A 19175-nucleotide genomic window follows, 5' to 3' on the forward strand; every position below is an offset into this window, starting at 1 on the left:
CAGTTCCCTCTGGATCACATGACCGCGACGCGGCTGGACTCCTGGCTCGACACGGCGAGCGGGGCGGCGCAGCGCTGGCCCCGGCTGGTGCTGGTGCTGCTCTGCCTGGCGCTGCACCTGCCCGGCTTCTTCACCATCCCCGCCACCGACCGCGACGAGAGCCGCTTCGCCCAGGCCACGCGGCAGATGGTCGAGACCGGCGACTACGTGCAGATCCGCGTCGGCGAGGAGGAGCGGAACAAGAAGCCCATCGGCATCCACTGGGCCCAGGCCGCCAGCGTCCATATGGCGGAGCTGACCGGCCTCGGCGACCGCCGCGGGATCTGGGCCTACCGCATCCCCTCGCTGCTGGGCGCCATCCTGGCGGTCCTCGCCACCTTCCAGTTCGGCCGCGGGCTGGTGGGCCGGCGCACCGCGATGCTCGCCGCCGCCATGCTGGCGGGCTGCATGGTGCTGATGGTCGAGGCGCATATCGCCAAGACGGATGCGGCCCTGCTCGCCACCATCACCGCTGCCATGGGCCTCTTCGGCTCGGCCTATCTCCGGCCGGACCATTTTACCGCGCTCAAGGCCGCGGCCTTCTGGGTGATCCTCGGCATCGGCGTCCTGCTGAAGGGCCCGATCGCGCCCATGGTGCCGCTGCTGACCGGGCTGACCCTGGCCTTCTGCGACCGCCGCGCCGGCGGCGGCTGGCTGCATGCCCCCTGGCTGCGCCCGCTGCGCCTCCCCTGGGGCATCCCGCTGATGCTGCTCCTCGTGCTGCCCTGGATGACCGCCATCGGCATCGCCACCGAGGGCCGCTTCTTCTCCCAGGCCATCGGCGGCGACATGCTGGGCAAGGTCGGCTCCGGCGACGAGAAGCACTGGGGCCCGCCCGGCTACTATCTCCTGACCTTCCTGATCTCCGCCTTCCCGGCCGGGTTCGTGGTGGTCCTGGCGCTGCGCCAGAGCTGGGCCGAGCGGCGCAAGCCCGCCACCCGCTTCCTGCTGGCCTGGATCGTGCCGACCTGGCTGGTCTTCGAGGCGGTGGCGACGAAGCTGCCGCACTACACCCTGCCCGCCTTCCCGGCCCTGATGCTGCTGGGCGCCGCCTGGGCCATGGACCCGCTGCGCCGCGAGCCGCCGCGCTGGCTGCGCTGGGCCGCGAAGCTCGCCGTGGCGGGCGTGGCGCTGGGCCTCGCGCTGGTGGCCGTGGCGCTGACCTGGGCCGTCACGGGGCATGAGCCCCTCGGCGCGCTGCTCGCCTTGCCGGCGGCGGCGCTGCTGATCTGGCTCGCCTGGCGGGAGATGAGCCGGGCGAGTTGGGCGCGCAGCGCGGCCCTCGCCGTCGTCGCCGCCATCCCCGTCTATGTGAGCGTGATGGAGCTGACCTTCCCACGCATCGAGGCGCTGTGGATCGCGCCGCGGATCGAGGCGCTGCTGGCCGAGCGCACGCCCGGCCTGCCCTCGCAAAAATTCGGCATCACCGGCCATGCCGAGCCCTCGACGCTGTTCCATGTCGGCGGCGGGCTGCAGCTGCTGCGCCGGGGCGAGGATGCGGCCATATTCCTGGCGGCCGATGCGGGCAGGGTGGTTGCGGTGGGTGATCGTGCCGAGGCGGATTTCCGCCGCGAGGCCGCGCGGCTGGGGCTGCGCCTGGAGGAGATGGGTTCCGTGGATGGTCTGAACTACACGCGCGGTCGCCGCGTGACGCTGCGCTTCTACCGGGTGGCCGCGCCATGATGGACCTCGTCACGAGCTGGGTCGCGGCCGCGGGCTATGTCGGCGTCTTCGGGCTGATGTTCCTGGAGAACCTGTTCCCGCCGATCCCCTCCGAGCTCATCATGCCCTTCGCCGGCTTCGCCGCCGCGCGCGGGCAGCTCTCGGTCACGCTGGTGATCCTGGCCGGAATCGCGGGCACGATCGTCGGCAACATGTTCTGGTACGAATTCGCGCGCGCCTTCGGCGTGACCCGCACCCGGGGCCTGTGCGAGAAGTACGGCCGCTGGATCGGCGTGAATGCGGCCGACCTCGACAAGGCGGAGGAGACGCTGCGCCGCTGGGGCCCGCTGGCGGTGTTCCTGGGCCGCATCATGCCCGGCATCCGCACGGTGATCTCGATCCCGGCCGGCCTCATCGAGATGCCGCGCAGAACCTTCTATGCCTGGACGACGGCGGGCACGGCCATCTGGGTCGGCGCGCTGACCATGGTCGGCTACATCCTGGAGGAGGGCTACAACCAGCTCGAGCCCTGGATCGACCCGATCGGCAAGGGACTGATCCTGCTGGTGGGCGTGCTGTTCCTCTGGCAGCTCTGGCGCATCTGGCGGCGGAAGAAGGAAGGCTGATTGACGCCGGCGCGGCCTTGGCGTTCATTGACCCCGTGACGAAGATCCTTCCCCTCTCCGGGCTGTATTACGCGCCGCTGTCCTAGCGGCGGGGTGATCCGTGTCATCCATCAACCGCTGCCTCGCCAGCGGTTGATCCCACGACATGCCGCTGGCCATGCAGCTTCTGCAGAGGGCCTGACGTGCTTCAGAACAACGATATCGGCATCATCGGCTTCGGCGCCTTCGGGCGGCTGACGGCCCGGCATCTCGCGCCGCATTTCTCCCTCTGCGCCTACGACCCCGCGCCGGGCTCTGAAATGGAGGGCGTGGCGCGGGTCGATCTTCCGGCCGCCGCCTCCTGCCCGATCGTGATCCTCGCCGCGCCCGTCGGCGCCGTCGCGGAGACGGTCCGCGCCGTCGGGCCGCATCTGCGGCAGGGCGCGCTGGTCCTGGACGTGGGCTCGGTGAAGGTGGTCCCGGCCGAGGCGATGCGTCTCGGCCTGCCCGACCATGCCGAGATCGTGGCGACCCACCCGCTCTTCGGGCCGCAAAGCGCCCGCGACGGAATCCGCGGCCTCAAGATCGCCGTCTGCCCGGTCCGGGGCCGGAACGGGCCGCGCGTGGCCGCCTTCCTGCGGAAGGTGCTGGGCCTCGACGTCATCCTGACCACGCCCGAGGCGCATGACCGGGAGGCCGCGATGGTCCAGGGCCTGACCCACCTCATCGCCAAGGTGCTCGTGCAGATGGAGCCCCTGCCGACGCGGATGACCACCCGCAGCTTCGAGCTGATCCGGCAGGCCGTGGCCATGGTGCGCGACGACGCGCCCGAGGTCTTCCAGGCCATCGAGCGCAGCAATCCGCACGCGCCCGAAGTCCGCCGGCGCTTCTTCGACCTCGCCTCCGCGCTGGACGCCGAGCTCGCCGGTGGTTGACGCCGCGCCGCTCCCGCGCGGAAGCTGCCCGCAACAAGGCCGAATGAAGCTGGGGAGGGACACATGGCTGGACGTCTGGCAGGCAAGCGGGCCTTCGTGACCGCGGCGGGGCAGGGGATCGGGCGCGCCAGCGCCATCGCCATGGCGGCCGAGGGCGCGACGGTGATCGCGACCGACCGGGATGGGGCCAAGCTCGCAGGCCTCGACGCCCATGGCATCGCCACGAAGGCGCTCGACGTGCTCGACGACAAGGCGGTCGAGGCCGCCATCACCGGCGCCGGCACGCTCGACATCCTCTTCAACTGCGCCGGCTTCGTGCACCAGAACACGGCGCTGACCTGCACCGAGGACGAGTGGGACTTCGCCTTCAACCTGAATGTGCGCGCCATGTGGCGCTGCCTGCGCGCGGCGCTGCCGGGCATGCTGGCGGCCGGGCATGGCAGCATCATCAACATGGCCTCGGCGGCCTCGAGCATCAAAGGCGCGCCCAACCGCTTCGTCTACGGCACGACCAAGGCCGCCGTGGTGGGCATGACACGCGCCGTCGCGGCCGATACGGTGACGCAGGGCGTGCGCTGCAACTGCCTGGCCCCCGGCACCGTGGACACGCCGAGCCTCGGCGACCGCATCGCGGCCAATGCCTCGGCGGCGGGCGGGCTGGAAGCGTCCCGCGCCGCCTTCATCGCGCGGCAGGCGATGGGGCGGCTGGCGACGGCCGAGGAGATGGCGGCGCTCGTCGTCTACCTCGCCAGCGACGAGAGCACCTTCGTCACGGGGCAGGCCATGGTGATCGACGGGGGATGGACCCTCTGACGCGGTGAAGGTCAGAGAAATGCAACCTTAAGTTGCGCAATATAACCTTGGGTTGCATTTCCAGGATCGAGGTGGTGCAGTGCTCCCACCATGCCGGGGCGACGCCATGTCTGATTCCATTCGCAATGATCTTGGCGACCTGAATAACGGCTGGGGCATATGCGGCTTCACCAGCACCTTCTACGCCATGAGCAGCCTGCAACACGGCACGCGGGGCGCACTCATCAACGCCTCCCGGCCTTTTAACGTCCTTGCCGAAATAAAGACCTTCCTGCGGATTTTGCAGGCGGGCGGCAAGCAGAAGGCCCTCTCGGACATCACCGCGTTCACGCGCTCCTTCGGCAAGCCCTATGACAAATTCACCATCGAAAATTACATCAGCCGCATCGACAATGCAGCGAGGGAGAATTTGAGCGACGACGAGATCAAAAAAAATCAGTTGTTCGGTGTTGCCGTTCCGCCTGATCAGGTGGTGGCTTACGTGGAGAATATCTGGGGCCTGAAATGCTCGATCTCCAAGGGCGAAAATCAGGAAAATGGCATTATTGGCGTGAAGTCCAAGGGCATCAGCAATTTGTGGAAGCCCTATAATGGCCTCGTTCACTATATGTACCGTCACAACCAGAAGATCTATAGCTGGGGGGAAGTCTATAATTCCATCAAGGACGCGCGCAAGAGCTTCGAGCTTGTCTTGACGATCCGGATTGATGGCGCCGGCAAGACCAACCCGAACTTCCGGTAATCGGCAGCGGACGCGGAAAGGCCCCTGATATCCTCGGGGGTGCCGGCTTTCCGCATCTGGACGATCCGCCCAAGCTTCTTTAGTGCGGAAGCCGCTGATGGGCGTCCGAGGGGAAGAGCGAGCGCCTGTTCCTCGCGCCGGGAGATGGCTCACCGCTTGCTCAGATCCCGCCTCTGGCTGCTCCTGCCATGGCTCGTCGGCGCTTGCGCGCTGCCGGTCAACACCGCGCTGCGCGACTGGTCGCGGCTGGCGGATACCGCCGTGGCTGGCCCGGCAGCCGCGCCCCCGGCCGAGGCCATGCAGCAGGCGCTCTCCCTCTATTTCCAGGCCCTCGGCGTGCTTTGGGACGGCGCGCCCCTCACCTTCGACGCGCCGGGTTTCGCGGCCCTGGCGCGGCAGCTGCCCGACCCCGCGCCCGCCGGGGCGATCCTGGCCTTGGGCGAGGTGCTGCGCGCGGCGAGCGAGGAGGTGCCGCCCCGCTGGCTCCCCCGCGACAATTCCGGCCCCACCCCGGCCTATGAGGACCGGCGGCTCACCGCCCTGCTCCGCGGGGCGGAGGCGCCGATGCGGGTCCTTCTCCTTGCCCTCGCCGCCCCAGGCCGGGCCGAGGCGCCCGCCCCGCCCGCGCCCGGCGAGGCGACGAGCGACCCAGCCCTGCGGCAGGCGCGCCTCGAGCAAGAGGCCGAGCGCCTGCGCCTCGCCGCCGAGGGACGGGCCGCGGGCGCGCAATATGTCGCGGTGCTGGACCATGTCCTGGAGGGACAGGCCGTGCTGGCGGCCCATGCCGGCCGGATCAGGCAGAGGTCCACGGAGCTCCGGCTTCGCCTCGCCGAGGATCGTCTCCGCCGCATCCTGGATGGCCGCGACGTGGCGACGGCGGGTCCATGATCGGCGGCCGGACAGCGGGGCACACCCATCGCATGCGCGTCACTCGTCTTCTCTGGACCCTCCTGGCGCTGAGCGGCTGCAATGCGCCGGACTACACCCCCGTGCGTGACTGGGCGGCGACGGCGAGCCTGGCGGTGGACCATCCGCGCATCGCCGGCAGCCCCCTCGCCGGCAGCCCCGTCGCCCCGCCGCCCGGCGCGGAACCCGCCCAGCCCCAGCCACGCCGGGACGACAGCATCCTGGCCATGCAGGAGGCCCTGGCCACCTATCTCCAGGCGGTGGCGACGCTCGCCTCGGACGGCGTGCTGCCCTATCGCGAAAGCCCTTTCGTGGATCTCGCGGCGCGCGTCACGCCGGCATCCCCGTCGGGCGGGCAGGCCATCGCAGCGCTCGGCCTGCTGCTGCGCCACGCCAATCGCACCAACGCGCAGGCGCCGATGCTGCGCGACAACATCCGCGCGGCCGATGCGCCGGTGCAGGCCCTGATCTCCGCCCTGCTCGACGCCGTCGCGCGTCAGGCCGGCGAAGAGACCCAGGCGCGCCAGGACGCGGCCGCCTTCTACGCCGGGATCGAGGCCCGGAGCGACGATGCGGCGGCGCGCCAGGCGCTGCGCGAATGGGCCGGCCGGCGCGACGGCGCATTCGCCGCCCAGGCCGCCGCGCGGGCGCAGTACGGCGAAATCCTGACGCGCGTGGCCGCCGGCCATGCCCTGCTCAAGGGCCGCGCCGGCCGCGTGACGCAGGAGGACGTCGTGCAGGAGGTCCGCATCGCCGAGGACCAGCTGCGGCGTGCCGCCCTCGCGCTGCGGCGCGGCGGCGCCGGATGACCCTGGCGCGGCGCCGATCGCCGGGCATCGCGCTCGCGGCCGGCCTGCTGGCCGCGGCCCCGTGCGGCCCATCGGGCGCGGCCGCGCAGACGCCGGACGGCAGCCAGGTCCAGGACCGCATCGCGCAGATGCACACGACCTTCCGGTCCCGGAACGGCGGCGTGCTCGGGCTGATGGGCTACAACATGACGCCCGACGGCTCGACGAATTCGCTGGTGATCAACCGCGGTTCCGGCAAGGCGGGCGGCGATGGCGCGACCTCACTGCAGCTCAGCCAGTTCGGCTTCGGCTTCACGGTGAGCGAGTCGCTGCCGGTCTTCCTGGAATCCTACCTCGGCGTCGCCCGCTACGACCCGCGGGCCTATCTCACGGGCGGCGCGGCGGAGCGCATCCTGCCGCTGCGCTGGAACAACATCACCGCGACATTGGGCATCGGCTACGACATCCGCCTCGCCGAGAACCTCTGGCTGCGGCCGATCCTGAACGGCTCGCTGGGCCTCGCGGCCTCCGATGCATCGCTGTTCGGCGCCTTCGTCGACTACCGCCGGGGCACCGATCTCTCGGCGCTCACCGACAAGCACATGAACGTCTATGGCATCGGCGCCTCGCTGATGCTGGCCTATTACGACTACACGCCGGCGCGGAACATCGACGTCGAGCTGCGCTACACGCAGCTGCGCCTGCAGAGCTTCGGCGACACGCCCGCCGGCATCGGCGGCACCTCCGTCCCGCGCACCCTCGGCCTCTGGGCGCGCCTGCGCTGGCCGACCGGCCGGGAGGCCTTCGGGCGGCCGGTGCGCTGGGTGATCGACGGCTCGGCCTCGGCCTATCTCGGGGACCAGAGGCAGGCGCTGGGCTATGCCTGGGGGGTGAAGATCGGCGGCGGCATCGAGTTCGACGTGGGCCGCTACGAGGTCGGCGCCATGGGCATCAACCTCAACCGCGTGCGGCTGATCGGGCGCTACTTCTTCGGCGACGGCGGGGTGACCGGCGCCTCCTTCGGCATCGGCATGAGCTTCTGAGGGCGCCTCTGGTTTGACAGCGCGCCCGGCGCCTTCCGATACTTCCGGAAAATCGTCCCGGGAGGACAAGATGACCACGTCGCGCCGCGCCCTGCTGGCCATGCCCGCCGCCCTGCTGGCCACCCCCGCGCTTTCGCAGCCCGCCTGGCCGACCCGGCCGGTGCGCATCTTCGTCGGCTTCCCCGCCGGTGGCACCACCGACATCCTCGGCCGCATCGCCGGGCAGATCCTGCAGGAAGAGCTGGGCCAGCCCTTCGTCGTCGAGAACCGCCCCGGCGCCGGCTCCAACATCGCCGCCCAGGCCGTCCTGCGCAGCCCGGCCGACGGCTATACGCTGCTGCTGGGCTCGCCGGGCACCAACGCCATCAATCCGCACCTCTACAGCAATTCCGGCTACGACCCGCGCACGGACTTCCTTCCGATCAGCCAGATCGCCGAGGTGCCCAACCTGATCGCCGCGCACCCCTCGCTCGGCGTGCGCGACGCGGCGGGGCTGATCGCGCTAGCGAAGCAGCGCCGGCTTTCCTATGGCGAGACCAGCATCGGCGGCTCCACCCATCTCTCGGCCGAGCTGTTCCGCCTGATGGGCGGCTTCGAGGCCACCCATGTGGGCTACCGCGGCAGCTCGCCGATGATGGTGGACCTGCTGCCCGGCCGCATCGATTTCGGCTGCGACAACCTGCCCTCCATCCTGCCGCATATCCGCTCGCGCGCGCTGGTGCCCATCGGCGTGACCTCGACCGGTCGCTGGGCCGGCGCCTCCGACATCGCCGCGATCGGCGAGACGCTTCCCGGCTACGAGGTCACCGCCTGGTTCGGCATCGTGGCGCCGAAGGGCACGCCGCCGGAGGTGATCCGGCGCGCCAACGCCGCCCTGCGCGCGGGTCTCGCCAAGCCCGAGACCGTGTCGCGGCTGCAGGAGCTGGGCGCGACGCCGCTTCCGGGCACGCCGGAGGAGTACCAGGCGCGCAACGTCGCGCAGTACGACCGGATGGGCGATCTGATCCGCCGCGCGGGCATCCGGGCGGAATAGGCCTTCCGATCCGCCAGGGGCCCCGGGCTTCGCGCGACACGCTTTCCCGTGCAGTCTTCGCCCGCTTCTACGGAGGAACATCCATGAAACTGCTTCGTTTCGGCCCCAAGGGCCAGGAAAAGCCCGGCCTGCTCGACGCGTCCGGCACCATCCGCGACCTCTCCGCGCTGGTCCCGGACATCAACGGCGAAACGCTCGCGCCCGGCGCGCTGAAGAAGCTTGCCGGCGTGGATCCCTCCACCCTGCCCGCCGTCACCGGCAATCCGCGCCTCGGCCCGGCCGTCACGGGCATGAAGAACCTGATCTGCATCGGCCTGAACTACGCCGACCATGCGGCCGAGACGGGTTCCCCCCTGCCGAAGGAGCCGATCGTCTTCATCAAGTCGCTCGGCGCGCTGAACGGCCCCTTCGACGACATCGTCATCCCGAAGAACTCGGTGAAGACGGACTGGGAATGCGAGCTCTGCGTCGTCATCGGCACCACGGCCCGCTACGTGACCGAGGAGCAGGCGATGGATCACGTGGCCGGCTACGCCGTCGGCAACGACGTCTCCGAGCGCGAATGGCAGGCCGAGCGCGGCCCGACCTGGGACAAGGGCAAGGGCTTCGAGACCTTCGGCCCGCTCGGCCCCTATGTCGTCACCAAGGACGAGGTGCCGGACCCGCAGAACCTCAGGATGTGGACCGACCTGGACGGCGTCCGCCAGCAGGACGGCAGCACCAGGACCATGATCTTCAACGTGAAGCAGCTGGTCAGCTATGTCAGCCAGTGCATCACGCTCTTCCCGGGCGACGTGATCTTCACCGGCACGCCGCCGGGCGTGGGCCTCGGCAAGAAGCCGACGCCGTGGTTCCTCAAGGCCGGGCAGCAGCTGAAGGTCGGCATCGAGGGGCTGGGCGAGCAGGTCTCGAACACGGTCGCCTACAAGGGCTGAGAGGATGGGCCAGCCGGCCGTGCCGCGCGTGATCCTGCGGATGGATTTCGCGGTGCCGCCCGGCACCCCTCCGCCGGGGCCGGAGCGGGATGCGCTGCTCCGGCCGCTGGCGCATTCCATCGCCGCCCACACGCCGGGCCTCGCCTGGAAGATCTGGACCGAGGACCATGCGGCCGGCCGCGCTGGCGGCCTCTATGCCTTCGCGACGCGCGAGGACGCGCTCGCCTATCGGGCCCTGCACGAGGCGCGCGTGGCCGCCCGCGGGGCGAGCGACATCCGGGTCGCGCTGTGGGACATCAATGCCGCGCTGTCCGCCGTCACCCGGGGCGTCGCCGGGTCATGACGCGATTGCCGTCCTCACGCCTTACATCGTGATGCGTTCGCATTCGCTCCCTTATCCCGATTTCGTTTTGTTTTATCGCGTGATTCAGATCTCCGGCGCATTCGCGCCTTCGATCATCACGCTTGGAGCATCATCCGACCAGACGGAATCGTCCGGTCGGATAAATCAAACGGCTGGAGACTTTGCAGTGAGCCCTTGCGAAGGAAGAAGGCTCTAGCTGATCCCCTCCATCTCGCCGACGAGCCGGCGATGGATGAAGACGGGATTGCAGCGCCGCGATACCGGCCGGCCGCCGCCCTTGAACTCGAAGGCTTCGCCGTAGATGCGGAACAGGTAGAAGCCGGCCTGGTCCAGCACTGTCTGGAAGTCGCGCAGGGGCACATGAGTCTCGTTGTACGGGTTCGTCGCGGCCTCGACCTGAACGAAGTCCACGATCTGCAGGAACGGGCCGAAGCCCCGCACCACTTCGAGGTCGTGCCCCTCCGTGTCGATCTTGAGGAAGGAGACGTGATCGATGCCCCGGTCGCGGCAGAAATCCGCGCCGGCGACGACCTCCACACCCTGCCGCCGCTCCCTGCGCGGCGCCTCCGGCTCGGGCGGCGGGCCTCCCGGCATCCGGCCCAGCGCCTGTGCCAGGCTGGGCCGCTGCGCAGGGGCCGGCAGGATGAGCCGGTTCGTGACCGAGGTTCCGCCGGCCGTCATGGCCGCGCTCTCCGTCCGGGCGCCGAGGGCGAGGTTCAGCGGCTCGACATTGGGGTGGACCGCGACGGCGGCCTGGAGCCTGGCGAAGCTGCGGGCCGCCGGCTCGAAGGCATAGATCCGTGCCCGCGGCAGCGCCTCGGCCAGAGGCAGGCAGGACTGGCCCAGATTGGCGCCGACATCCAGGATGGTCCGGACGTCGTAGCCGGGCACGCGCGCCGAGATGTCGCGGATCACGCGCGGCGCCCCGGCGAGGTCCGGCGCCGGATGCAGGACGGTCCGCTCCATCAGCTTGGCTCCCCGCTCATGCGGCGATCGCCCCGATGGTCCGCACCAGCTCCCCGACATCGACCTCGATGTCGGAGTTGCAGCGGTTGCCCTTGCGGTCCGGCTTCGCCTCCCGGGCGAAGAGCTGCGCATAGGGCAGGCCGAAGAGGTCCGCGAGGCTGCGGTAGGAGGTCACCCCCTGGTCGTAGCCCTCGGGCACCAGCTCCACCACCGGCGTCCCGGCGTCGCAATAGGCGATGTTGGACAGGCCCGCGCCATGCGGCGAGACGACCATCGCGGCGTCGCGGAAGGCGCGGATCTGCTCCCGCACCGAATGCTCGGCATTGTCGAAGACCTCGAAGCCCAGCTGGCCCAGCGCCTCCTCCACCGCCGCCTCGTTGACCACGCGCCGCATGCGGACGTTGCGGCGCGGGACATAGATCCGGCGCTTCGGGCGCCGCCAGAGTTCCTGCACGCGCGGGTGGCCGCGCAGCGTGTCGGCGATCTGCGGCGAGATCTCGTAGCGGCCGAAGGCCATGGGCGAGACCAGAACCAGCCGGTCGAAGATCATCGGCGCCTCGATGTGGATGACCTCGTGCTGCGGCACGCCGAGGAATTCCAGCGTCTGGGGGACGTAGCTGCGGCGCGGCATCGGCACCGCGAGCTGCACGACATCCGGCATGGCCTGGTACTGGGCCACGCGCGAGGCGTAGCGCAGCGTCCAGTTGAAGTAGTTGTCCGCGAGCCCGTAGCCGAGCAGGAAGCTCCGGCCCGGCACGCGATAGGCGGGCGGGACGGCGCCCCCCTCGACCGGCGTGGTCGAGGAGCCCATGGCCGCCCAGAACCGCTCCTCCTGCCCTTCGGGAAAGACCGACTTCAGCATCTTCGGGTTGCGGACCGTGTCCCGGACGATCCGGTCCCCCACGGCCACGATGCCGAAGGGCGGGAAGACGGTGGCCTGTTCCAGCTCGACGACCCAGAAGCGGGAGAGGCGCGCCTCGTTGCGGTATTGCGCGTCATAGCCCTGCCAGCGCTCGGCCAGCCCCGGCTCGGTGACGCTCGGCCCGATGGGCGGCACGAATTCCCGGCGGAGGTCCGGGACATCGAGCACGGAACGGCCGCCGAAGAAGGCCTGGTGCGGGTCGATGATCTGCCGGGAGAACCGGCTGGTCGGCACCGGGGCGCCCACCACGTCGCTGATGCCGGTGATCCGGTAGGTGCCGCTCATCCGGGCGGCGGTGTCGTCGCGGCGCATTGGCGGGATGGCAGCAAGAAGTCTCTCCGAATGGCTCTGCCGGCGAGATGCCGGCTTTGCCGGCGATGGCGGGCGCGGCATGATACGCGGCAAACCTGCCACGGGAAACTCCATGAAACGCCGCGCTATCCTGGCCCTCCCCGCGGCCGGCCATGCGTCTGCCGCGACGGCCGCCCTCCCGACGACCCCTGGGGGCGGGTGGTGCGGGCCGACGGAGCCAGGCCCGGCCAGGGAATGACGGCTTCGGGCGGATCGCCGGACTCCTTCATCATGCGCTCACATCCAGAGGCTCCAGTGGAGACACCCGAGGGGCTGCTCGCCCGGCTGGCCGCCGCCGGCATCGAGGTCCGCAACGTCGGGCACAAGGCGGTCTTCACCGTGGCGGAAGCCGAATCCGTGCGCGGCGGGATGCCGGGCGCGCATTCGAAGAACCTGTTCCTCGCGCCGGCGAAGGGCGACGGCCCCTATGCCCTTGCCGTGCTGGAGGCGGAACGCAAGGTCTCGGTCAACGCGCTCGCCCGCGCGGCCGGCTGGGGCAAGGTGACCATGGGCTCGGCGGAGGCGCTGGCGGCCACGCTGGGCGTCACGCCGGGCAGCGTCACGCCCTTCGGCCTGGTGAACGCCCCGCCGGGATCGGTCCGGGTCGCGCTCGACGCCGCCCTGGCCGAGGCGCCGGGCCTCGCCTGGTTCCATCCGCTGGTGAACACCGCTTCCACCGGGATCCGCCCGGCCGATCTCCTGCGCTTCCTCGAGGGCCTCGGCCATGAGGTGGCGATTCTGAAGCTGGAGCCCTGACGCCCGAGACAAGCCGCATGGGTTGTCTTATGCCCGCTCCCACAACATCTCTCTGCTTTCGCCAGGACCGAGCCCGATGGACGTGATCTTCGACCCCAACAAGCCCAATCCCTCGCCCCGGGCTGCCGCCGGCGCGGATCCCGTGATCGACGGCGACCAGAAGACCTTCATGCAGGACGTGGTCGAGGCCTCGCGAGAGGTTCCCGTCCTGGTGGACTTCTGGGCGACGTGGTGCGGCCCCTGCAAGACGCTGACGCCCGCGCTGGAGAAGGTCGTCCGCGCCTCGGGCGGCCGGGTGCGCCTCGTGAAGATCGACATCGACAAGAACCGCCAGCTCGTCCAGCAGCTGACGCAGATGGGCCTGCCGCTGCAGTCGGTGCCGACCGTCGCCGCCTTCTGGCAGGGCCAGATCGCCGACCTCTTCCAGGGCGCCCTGCCCGAGAGCGAGGTGAAGAAGTTCATCGAGAACCTGCTCAAGGTCGCCGGCGGCCAGATGCCCTCCGCCGACCTGATCGCCGAGGCCAAGGAGCTGTTCGAGGCGCAGGACTTCTCCGGCGCGCTGGAGATCTACGCGGCCCTCGCGCAGCAGGAGCCGGAGAATGCCGAGGCCCTCGCCGGCCTCGCGCGCTGCCTCGTCGCGCTGGACGAGGAGGGCCAGGCCAAGGAGATGCTCGACAACCTGGACGCCAAGCTGCAGGCCCATCCGGAGATCTCCGCCGTCCGCGCGCAGATCGAGCTGGCCGAGGCCGGCCGTGTCGCGCAGTCCAGCTTCGGCCTCTTCGAGGAGCGGCTGGCCCGCGACCCCGACGACCACGAGGCCCGCATCGAGCTCGCCGTCGCGCTCAACGCCGCCGAGAAGCGCGCCGAGGCCGCGCAGGCCCTGCTGGAGGCCATCAAGCGCGATCGCTCCTGGAACGACGAGGCGGCGCGCAAGCAGCTCCTCAAGTTCTTCGAGGCCTGGGGCTTCGACGATCCCGCGACGCTGAAGGCGCGGCGCGGGCTTTCGGCGCTGCTGTTCCGCTGAGGGCGATCGCGGGCGGCGCCTGCGGCCGCCCGTCCGCTTTCGACACGGTCGAGGACTTCGAAGTGAGCTCTCGCGAACCGAAAAGGCTCTGACGATGAACCCCTTTCAGCCTGCGCCTGAGCAGCTGCCGGCCGAGATCGCGGTGTTTCCGCTCTCGGGCGCACTGCTCCTGCCGGGCGGGAAGCTGCCGCTGAACATCTTCGAGCCCCGCTATCTGGCGATGGTGCTGGACAGCCTCGCCGAGGGCCGGATGTTCGGCATGGTCCAGGGCAATCCCCGGGGGCCGCGAACGGCGCAGGGCGACGGCCTCTATCACGTCGGCTGCCTCGGCCGCCTGACCTCCTTCGCCGAGACCGAGGACGGGCGCCTGCTGATCACGCTGACCGGCTTGCTGCGCTTCCGCATCGCGGAGGAGCTGGCCCCGCGCCGCGGCTACCGGCGCGTGCGGGCCGACTACACGCCCTATCTCGAGGATCTCGATCCGCCCGAGCCCGCCGAGCTGCCGCGCGAGGCCATCCTGGCCGCGCTGAAGCCCTATTTCGTGGCCAAGGGAATCGACGCCAACTGGTCCGCCATCGAGCAGATGAGCTGCCCGACGCTGGTCACCACCCTCTCCATGGTCTGCCCCTTCGCCGTGGCCGAGAAGCAGGCGTTGCTGGAGGCGGCCACCCCGGCCGAGCGCGCCAACGACCTCGTCGCCCTGCTGCGGATGGCCGCGCTCGGGGGTGGGGAGCTTCCGCCGGGCGGGCGGCCGAGCTAGGACTTCGTCATGACCGACACGCCCAAGCCCGCCGGCGCCGTGGACCCGCAGCTCCTGGAAATTCTCGTCTGCCCGGTGACCAAGCAGCCGCTTCGCTACGACCGCGAGGCCGGCGAGCTGGTGAGCGAGGCGGCCGGGCTCGCCTATCCCGTGCGCGACGGCATCCCCATCATGCTGCCGGACCAGGCCCGCAAGCTGGATTGACGGGCATGATCGTCGCAGGCGGAATCGCCGGAGACGTGAATCATGCCCGCAGATAGTCCGGTCACCGTCACCGAGCTGCGCTACCGCTCGGCCGAGAAGACCCTCGACGTTGCCTTCGACGACGGCAGCCGCTTTTCGCTGCCGGCCGAGTACCTGCGCGTGGAAAGCCCCTCGGCCGAGGTGCAGGGGCATGGGCCGGGGCAGCGGAAGCTCGTCACCGGGCGGCGGCATGTCGGCATCATGAAGATCGAGCCGGTGGGGAACTACGCCGTCCGGATCTTCTTCGACGACCTGCACGACACCGGGCTCTACACCTGGGAGACGCTCCACCGGCTGGGGCGGGAGCAGGCCCTGCGCTGGGCGGAATACGAGCGGGCGCTCGCCGAGAAGGGACTGACGCGATAGGCAGGCCCGGCGTCTGTCGCATCCGTCACGCCCGCCCGGTTTCGCGTTTCGCGGCGCCCCGGTCCTGTGGGAAGCCTCCGCCATCCCTGGACCGGCATCATGTCGGCCATGGACGAGGAAAAATCCCATGCCCCAGATCACCCGCCGCACCGCGGCCCTGGCCGCCCTCGCGGCCGGCTCGCTCGGCACGGCCGCCGCCCAGGCGCCGGCCGTGCGGCTCTTCAAGGTCATCGGCCCGCGCGACGAGGTCACGATCGGCCTGACCGAGGCCGAGCTGACCGCCCTCGGCTCCGGCCCGGAGGTCGAGCGCATCGCCCGCGCCTTGGTCGCCAACGGGCAGCTCACGGCCTGGCAGTACATCGTCGGCCGCGCGCCGGACGGATCGACGCGCCTGGCCGCGACGCGCCGCATCGCGGTGCTACGCAGCGAGAGCCTGCGGATCGAGCCCTACACGGCCGCGCTGCCCGTGGCCCCGCCGCCGGCGAACTGATCAGCTCAGCGCGCGCACCCCGAGGCGGCCCGCCATGTAGCTGAGCTGAAGCTCCGTCTCGGTCTCGGCGCAGATCATCAGCCCGCTCAGCAGCAGGGTCAGCGCCCGCTCATCTCCGGGTGGCCGCACCGCGCCCGAGGTGTCGATCTCGATCAGCAGGTCGCCCGCCTCGCAGGGCGGGATGGCCAGCCTCAGGTGCCGCGCCTCGCCGGCACCGAGCGCGGCGCTCATCCAGGGATCGGGCTCCGCGCCCGGACGGAGGGAGCGCAGGCGCGCCGTCGTGGCGAGTTCCGGCACGCCGGTCACCTCCAGCGTCAGCGCCAGCGCGCCGTGGGGCGGCGCCGTCAGCGGGATGCGCAGCCGGGCCGGGCCGGAGGTGGCCCAGATTCCCCAGCGCTCCTGCTCGCCCCAACCCTCGCCCTCGCAGAGCAGCTGGTGCAGCAGCGCGGAGGGATGGGGCAGGCCGGGCAGGTCGGGAACCTCCGGTCGGTCGAAGCCGATGCGTCCGCCGATCGGGAAAGGAAGCCGCGCCAGCGGGTCCGGTAGCGGATCGGCCGGCGCCAGCAGGGTGGCGACCAGCCCCTCGGCCACCTCGCGCCAGCTCCGCAGCGCGACACGGCGGGGAATCGCCGCCTCCAGCGCATGGCGGCGCGCGGGGTCGCGGATGAGGGACCAGGCGGCCTCGGCCAGTTCGGGCTCGCTCTGGGGCGTGAAGTAGATGGCGGCGGCGCCGCCGGCCTCGCGCAGGCTGGTGTGGTCGGGGGCGAGCGCCAGTCGGCCATGGGCCAGCGCCTCGGTGACCGGCAGGCCCCAGCCCTCGTAGAAGCTGTTGAAGACGGTGAAGAGGCAGCGCTCGTAGAGGCGGCCGAGCAGGGCGTCGCCGACATGGCTCAGATGCGTCACCCGCCGCCGCAGCTCCGGCGCGGCCGCCATGAGCTGCAGGACCGGCGCGGCGTTGAAGCCTGGGCGGCCCACCAGCACCAGGTCCGGGATCACGGCATCGCCATGCCGGCGCAGCAGGGTCAGCCAGGCATGCAGCAGCAGCAGGTGATTCTTCCGCGACTCCAGCGTCGCGACGCAGAGCACGAAGGGACGCCCCTCGCGCAGGATCGCGGGCAGTTCCTCCTCCCCGATCGGCGCGGGATCGGCCAGCGCCGGGAAGCGCGCGTCGAGCGGCATGACGCCGCAGGGAATGTCGAGCTGCGGCAGCAACCTGCGCTGCCACTCGCGGAAATCATGGGCGGACCGGGCGCTGATGGCCACCGCGCGGTCGATCTGCAGGCAGGTGGCCAGCAGATGCTCGGCGAAGCTGCGCGACAGCTTCGCCTCGCAATGCTCCGGCGCGGCGAGCGGGATGGCGTCGTAGAAGAGGGTGCAGATCACCGCGCCATGCGCGTGCCGCAGCTCGCGCAGCCGGCGGAGCTGCTGCGGGAAGGCGCCGGTGAGGCCGAGCGCGACCACGCGGTCGCCGGGTGCGAAGGCGAAGGGGGCGGCCGCCTCGCGAGCGGCGCGCATCTCCAGCCGGAGGGCCTTCCAGTCCTCCGCCTCCGGGGAGCCGCCCTGGCGCGCGCCGCGGATCAAGGCGGCCAGCACGGGCTGCGGGAAGGCGACGAAGGCACCCTGCTCGACCGAGAAGGTCGCAAGGCCGAAGAGCGCCGGCCCGCCGGGCTCGAAGCCGGCCTCCAGCAGCGCCATCTGCACCCGCGCGACACCCATGGGCGCGCGGTTGCCCTCGAAGAATTCGAGGAGGTCCGTCAGGTCGACGATGATGCGGGGCGATGCGGCGCCTTCAGCCATCGCATCCAGCCGGACCGCGTGCCCAGATCAGGGGCGGCCCCCCGGCCATCCGGCCGCAAAGCGGCCGGCGCCGCCCACCCGACCTCCCGGCCGGGCGCCCCCGTGGCGCGGCGAAGCCAAGGCCGCGGAGCGGCCGCCCGGCGTCTGAGGGCAAAAAAGAAGCTCCTTCAGCTTCTTCCATAGTTATCCTCGATGCGCACGATGTCGTCCTCGCCGAGATAGGAGCCCACCTGCACCTCGATGAGCGCCAGCGGGATCATGCCCGGATTCTCCAGCCGGTGCGTGCAGCCCAGCGGCAGGTAGACGCTCTGGTTCTCGGTCAGCAGGATGCTCTCCGCGTCGCGCCGCACCCGGGCCGTGCCGCTCACCACGACCCAGTGCTCGGCCCGGTGATGATGCTTCTGCAGCGAGAGCTGGCCGCCCGGGCGGACGACGATCTGCTTCACCTGGAAGCGGTCGCCCATGATCAGCCCCTCGTAATGGCCCCAGGGGCGGTACATCCGGCGATGCTCGGTGGCCAGCTTGTTGCCCTTGCCGCGCAGCCGCTCGACGATCTGCTTCACGTCCTGCGCGCGGTCCCGCGGGAGGGCGAGGACGGCGTCGTCCGTCACGACCAGCACCACGTCCTTCAGGCCGAGCACCGCGGTCATGATCCCCTCGGAGCGGATCAGGCAGCCCTCGGCGTCCAGGGCCTCCACCGGGCCGTGCAGCACGTTCCCCTTTCCGTCCTGGGGCGAGGCCTCCCACAGCGCGTCCCAGCTGCCCACGTCGCTCCAGCCCAGATCGGCCGGCACCACGGCGGCGTGGCGGGTGTGCTCCATCACCGCATAGTCGATCGAGACGGAGGGCGCGTGGCGGAATTCCTCCGCGCCGAGGCGAATGAAGTCCAGGTCGCGCGCGGAGGCCGCCAGCGCCGCCCGGGCCGCCGCCAGCACCGCCGGGGCGTGCTGCGCCAGCTCCTGCAGCAGGGTCGCGGCGGTGGCGACGAACATGCCGCTGTTCCAGACATGCTTCCCGTCGGTGGAGAGGCGCTTCGCGGTCTCCAGGTCCGGCTTCTCCTTGAAGCTGGCCACGACATGGACGCCGGCGACCTCCGCCAGGCCCTCGCCCATCTCGATGTAGCCGAAGCCGGTATGCGGCTGGTCGGGGCGCATGCCGAAGGTGACGATCCGACCGGTCCGCGCGGCCGCGGCCGCCTTCGCCAGGGCGGCATGCAGCGCCGGCACGTCGTTGATCGCGGCGTCGGCCGCCATGATCCAGAGCACCGAATCGGCGTTGTGCTCGGCCACCAGCAGGGCGGCGGTGGCGATGGCCGGGGCGGAGTTGCGCCCCTCCGGCTCCAGGATGATCTGCGGGTCGCGGATCCCGGCGTCGCGCAGCTGCTCGGCGACCAGGAAGCGGTGCCCCTCGCCCACCACGGCGATCGGCGGCGCGAAGCCCGGGCCGGAAGCCCGGAAGGCGGTGTCCTGCACCATCGTGCGCTCGGTGAGCAACGGCCAGAACTGCTTGGGGTTCGACTCGCGGGACAGCGGCCAGAGCCGGCTGCCCGTTCCGCCAGAAAGGATGACGGGAACGATGTCGGTGGGACTCATGGGGCGGAGCATTCCTGTGTCTCAGTGCGACGGGATGTGCCGG

At 70.9% G+C, this 19175-nt stretch carries 21 protein-coding genes; 17 read left to right on the top strand and 4 right to left on the bottom strand.

Features of this window, described 5'->3' with window-relative positions:
• Positions 1-18: 18 nt before the first annotated feature.
• The 11 genes from EJV46_RS10355 (at position 19) to EJV46_RS10405 (ending at position 9844) form a co-directional block, all read left to right on the top strand.
• Positions 19-1722, top strand: a complete 1704-nt coding sequence (locus EJV46_RS10355; RefSeq protein ID WP_131548544.1) for a glycosyltransferase family 39 protein — start codon at positions 19-21, stop codon at positions 1720-1722.
• Positions 1719-2327, top strand: a complete 609-nt coding sequence (locus EJV46_RS10360; RefSeq protein WP_131548545.1) for a DedA family protein — start codon at positions 1719-1721, stop codon at positions 2325-2327. The genes EJV46_RS10355 and EJV46_RS10360 overlap by 4 nt, the downstream gene beginning before the upstream one ends.
• Before the next feature lie 182 nt (positions 2328-2509).
• A complete protein-coding gene (locus EJV46_RS10365; protein ID WP_131548546.1) occupies positions 2510-3241 on the top strand; it encodes a prephenate dehydrogenase in 732 nt (243 codons plus the stop codon).
• Positions 3242-3304: 63 nt separating this feature from the next.
• Positions 3305-4054: an SDR family oxidoreductase gene (locus tag EJV46_RS10370; protein WP_131548547.1), complete on the top strand. Its 750-nt coding sequence runs from the start codon at positions 3305-3307 to the stop codon at positions 4052-4054.
• A 106-nt stretch (positions 4055-4160) separates the two neighbouring features.
• Positions 4161-4796 carry a hypothetical protein gene (locus EJV46_RS10375; RefSeq protein WP_131548548.1) on the top strand — a complete coding sequence of 212 codons (636 nt, stop codon included), beginning with the start codon at positions 4161-4163 and terminating at the stop codon, positions 4794-4796.
• Between the two features lie 156 nt (positions 4797-4952).
• Positions 4953-5684 carry a hypothetical protein gene (locus EJV46_RS10380; protein WP_131548549.1) on the top strand — a complete coding sequence of 244 codons (732 nt, stop codon included), beginning with the start codon at positions 4953-4955 and terminating at the stop codon, positions 5682-5684.
• Between the two features lie 32 nt (positions 5685-5716).
• The gene (locus EJV46_RS10385; protein WP_131548550.1) at positions 5717-6511 is read left to right on the top strand and encodes a hypothetical protein; all 795 of its coding nucleotides are present in this window, start codon (positions 5717-5719) and stop codon (positions 6509-6511) included.
• Positions 6508-7533 carry a hypothetical protein gene (locus tag EJV46_RS10390; protein ID WP_131548551.1) on the top strand — a complete coding sequence of 342 codons (1026 nt, stop codon included), beginning with the start codon at positions 6508-6510 and terminating at the stop codon, positions 7531-7533. The genes EJV46_RS10385 and EJV46_RS10390 overlap by 4 nt, the downstream gene beginning before the upstream one ends.
• A 70-nt stretch (positions 7534-7603) precedes the next feature.
• Entirely contained in the window at positions 7604-8566 is a 963-nt protein-coding gene (locus tag EJV46_RS10395) for a tripartite tricarboxylate transporter substrate binding protein (protein WP_131548552.1), read from the top strand.
• A gap of 83 nt (positions 8567-8649) precedes the next feature.
• Positions 8650-9501, top strand: coding sequence for a fumarylacetoacetate hydrolase family protein (locus EJV46_RS10400; RefSeq protein WP_131548553.1), 852 nt, complete (start codon positions 8650-8652; stop codon positions 9499-9501).
• Positions 9502-9505: 4 nt separating this feature from the next.
• Positions 9506-9844, top strand: a complete 339-nt coding sequence (locus tag EJV46_RS10405) for a YdhR family protein (protein WP_131548554.1) — start codon at positions 9506-9508, stop codon at positions 9842-9844.
• Positions 9845-10057: 213 nt separating this feature from the next.
• Here EJV46_RS10405 and EJV46_RS10410 read toward each other — a convergent pair whose 3' ends face one another.
• Both EJV46_RS10410 and EJV46_RS10415 read right to left on the bottom strand, forming a co-directional pair.
• A complete protein-coding gene (locus EJV46_RS10410) occupies positions 10058-10831 on the bottom strand; it encodes an FkbM family methyltransferase (RefSeq protein ID WP_165585464.1) in 774 nt (257 codons plus the stop codon).
• A 16-nt stretch (positions 10832-10847) separates the two neighbouring features.
• A complete protein-coding gene (locus EJV46_RS10415) occupies positions 10848-12065 on the bottom strand; it encodes a DUF563 domain-containing protein (RefSeq protein ID WP_165585465.1) in 1218 nt (405 codons plus the stop codon).
• Between the two features lie 270 nt (positions 12066-12335).
• On the opposite strand from EJV46_RS10415, the gene EJV46_RS10420 reads away from it, so the two are divergent.
• From EJV46_RS10420 to EJV46_RS10445, 6 genes are all read left to right on the top strand, one after another.
• Positions 12336-12860, top strand: coding sequence for a prolyl-tRNA synthetase associated domain-containing protein (locus tag EJV46_RS10420; RefSeq protein WP_131548557.1), 525 nt, complete (start codon positions 12336-12338; stop codon positions 12858-12860).
• Between the two features lie 76 nt (positions 12861-12936).
• Entirely contained in the window at positions 12937-13884 is a 948-nt protein-coding gene (locus EJV46_RS10425) for a tetratricopeptide repeat protein (protein ID WP_131548558.1), read from the top strand.
• Between the two features lie 94 nt (positions 13885-13978).
• The gene (locus EJV46_RS10430; protein WP_131548559.1) at positions 13979-14644 is read left to right on the top strand and encodes an LON peptidase substrate-binding domain-containing protein; all 666 of its coding nucleotides are present in this window, start codon (positions 13979-13981) and stop codon (positions 14642-14644) included.
• Positions 14645-14653: 9 nt separating this feature from the next.
• The gene (locus EJV46_RS10435) at positions 14654-14848 is read left to right on the top strand and encodes a Trm112 family protein (RefSeq protein ID WP_131548560.1); all 195 of its coding nucleotides are present in this window, start codon (positions 14654-14656) and stop codon (positions 14846-14848) included.
• 42 nt (positions 14849-14890) lie between these two features.
• The gene (locus tag EJV46_RS10440) at positions 14891-15253 is read left to right on the top strand and encodes a gamma-butyrobetaine hydroxylase-like domain-containing protein (RefSeq protein ID WP_131548561.1); all 363 of its coding nucleotides are present in this window, start codon (positions 14891-14893) and stop codon (positions 15251-15253) included.
• Positions 15254-15380: 127 nt separating this feature from the next.
• Positions 15381-15743, top strand: a complete 363-nt coding sequence (locus EJV46_RS10445) for a hypothetical protein (RefSeq protein WP_131548562.1) — start codon at positions 15381-15383, stop codon at positions 15741-15743.
• Here EJV46_RS10445 and EJV46_RS10450 read toward each other — a convergent pair whose 3' ends face one another.
• Together EJV46_RS10450 and EJV46_RS10455 are read right to left on the bottom strand one after the other, a co-directional pair.
• A complete protein-coding gene (locus EJV46_RS10450) occupies positions 15744-17540 on the bottom strand; it encodes a glycosyltransferase (RefSeq protein WP_131548563.1) in 1797 nt (598 codons plus the stop codon). It lies immediately after the preceding gene.
• Between the two features lie 167 nt (positions 17541-17707).
• Positions 17708-19132 carry a mannose-1-phosphate guanylyltransferase/mannose-6-phosphate isomerase gene (locus EJV46_RS10455; RefSeq protein WP_206020762.1) on the bottom strand — a complete coding sequence of 475 codons (1425 nt, stop codon included), beginning with the start codon at positions 19130-19132 and terminating at the stop codon, positions 17708-17710.
• Between the last annotated feature and the right edge of the window lie 43 nt (positions 19133-19175).

This window comes from Roseococcus sp. SYP-B2431 (genome assembly GCF_004336745.1).
Classification (GTDB): Bacteria; Pseudomonadota; Alphaproteobacteria; order Acetobacterales; family Acetobacteraceae; genus Roseococcus.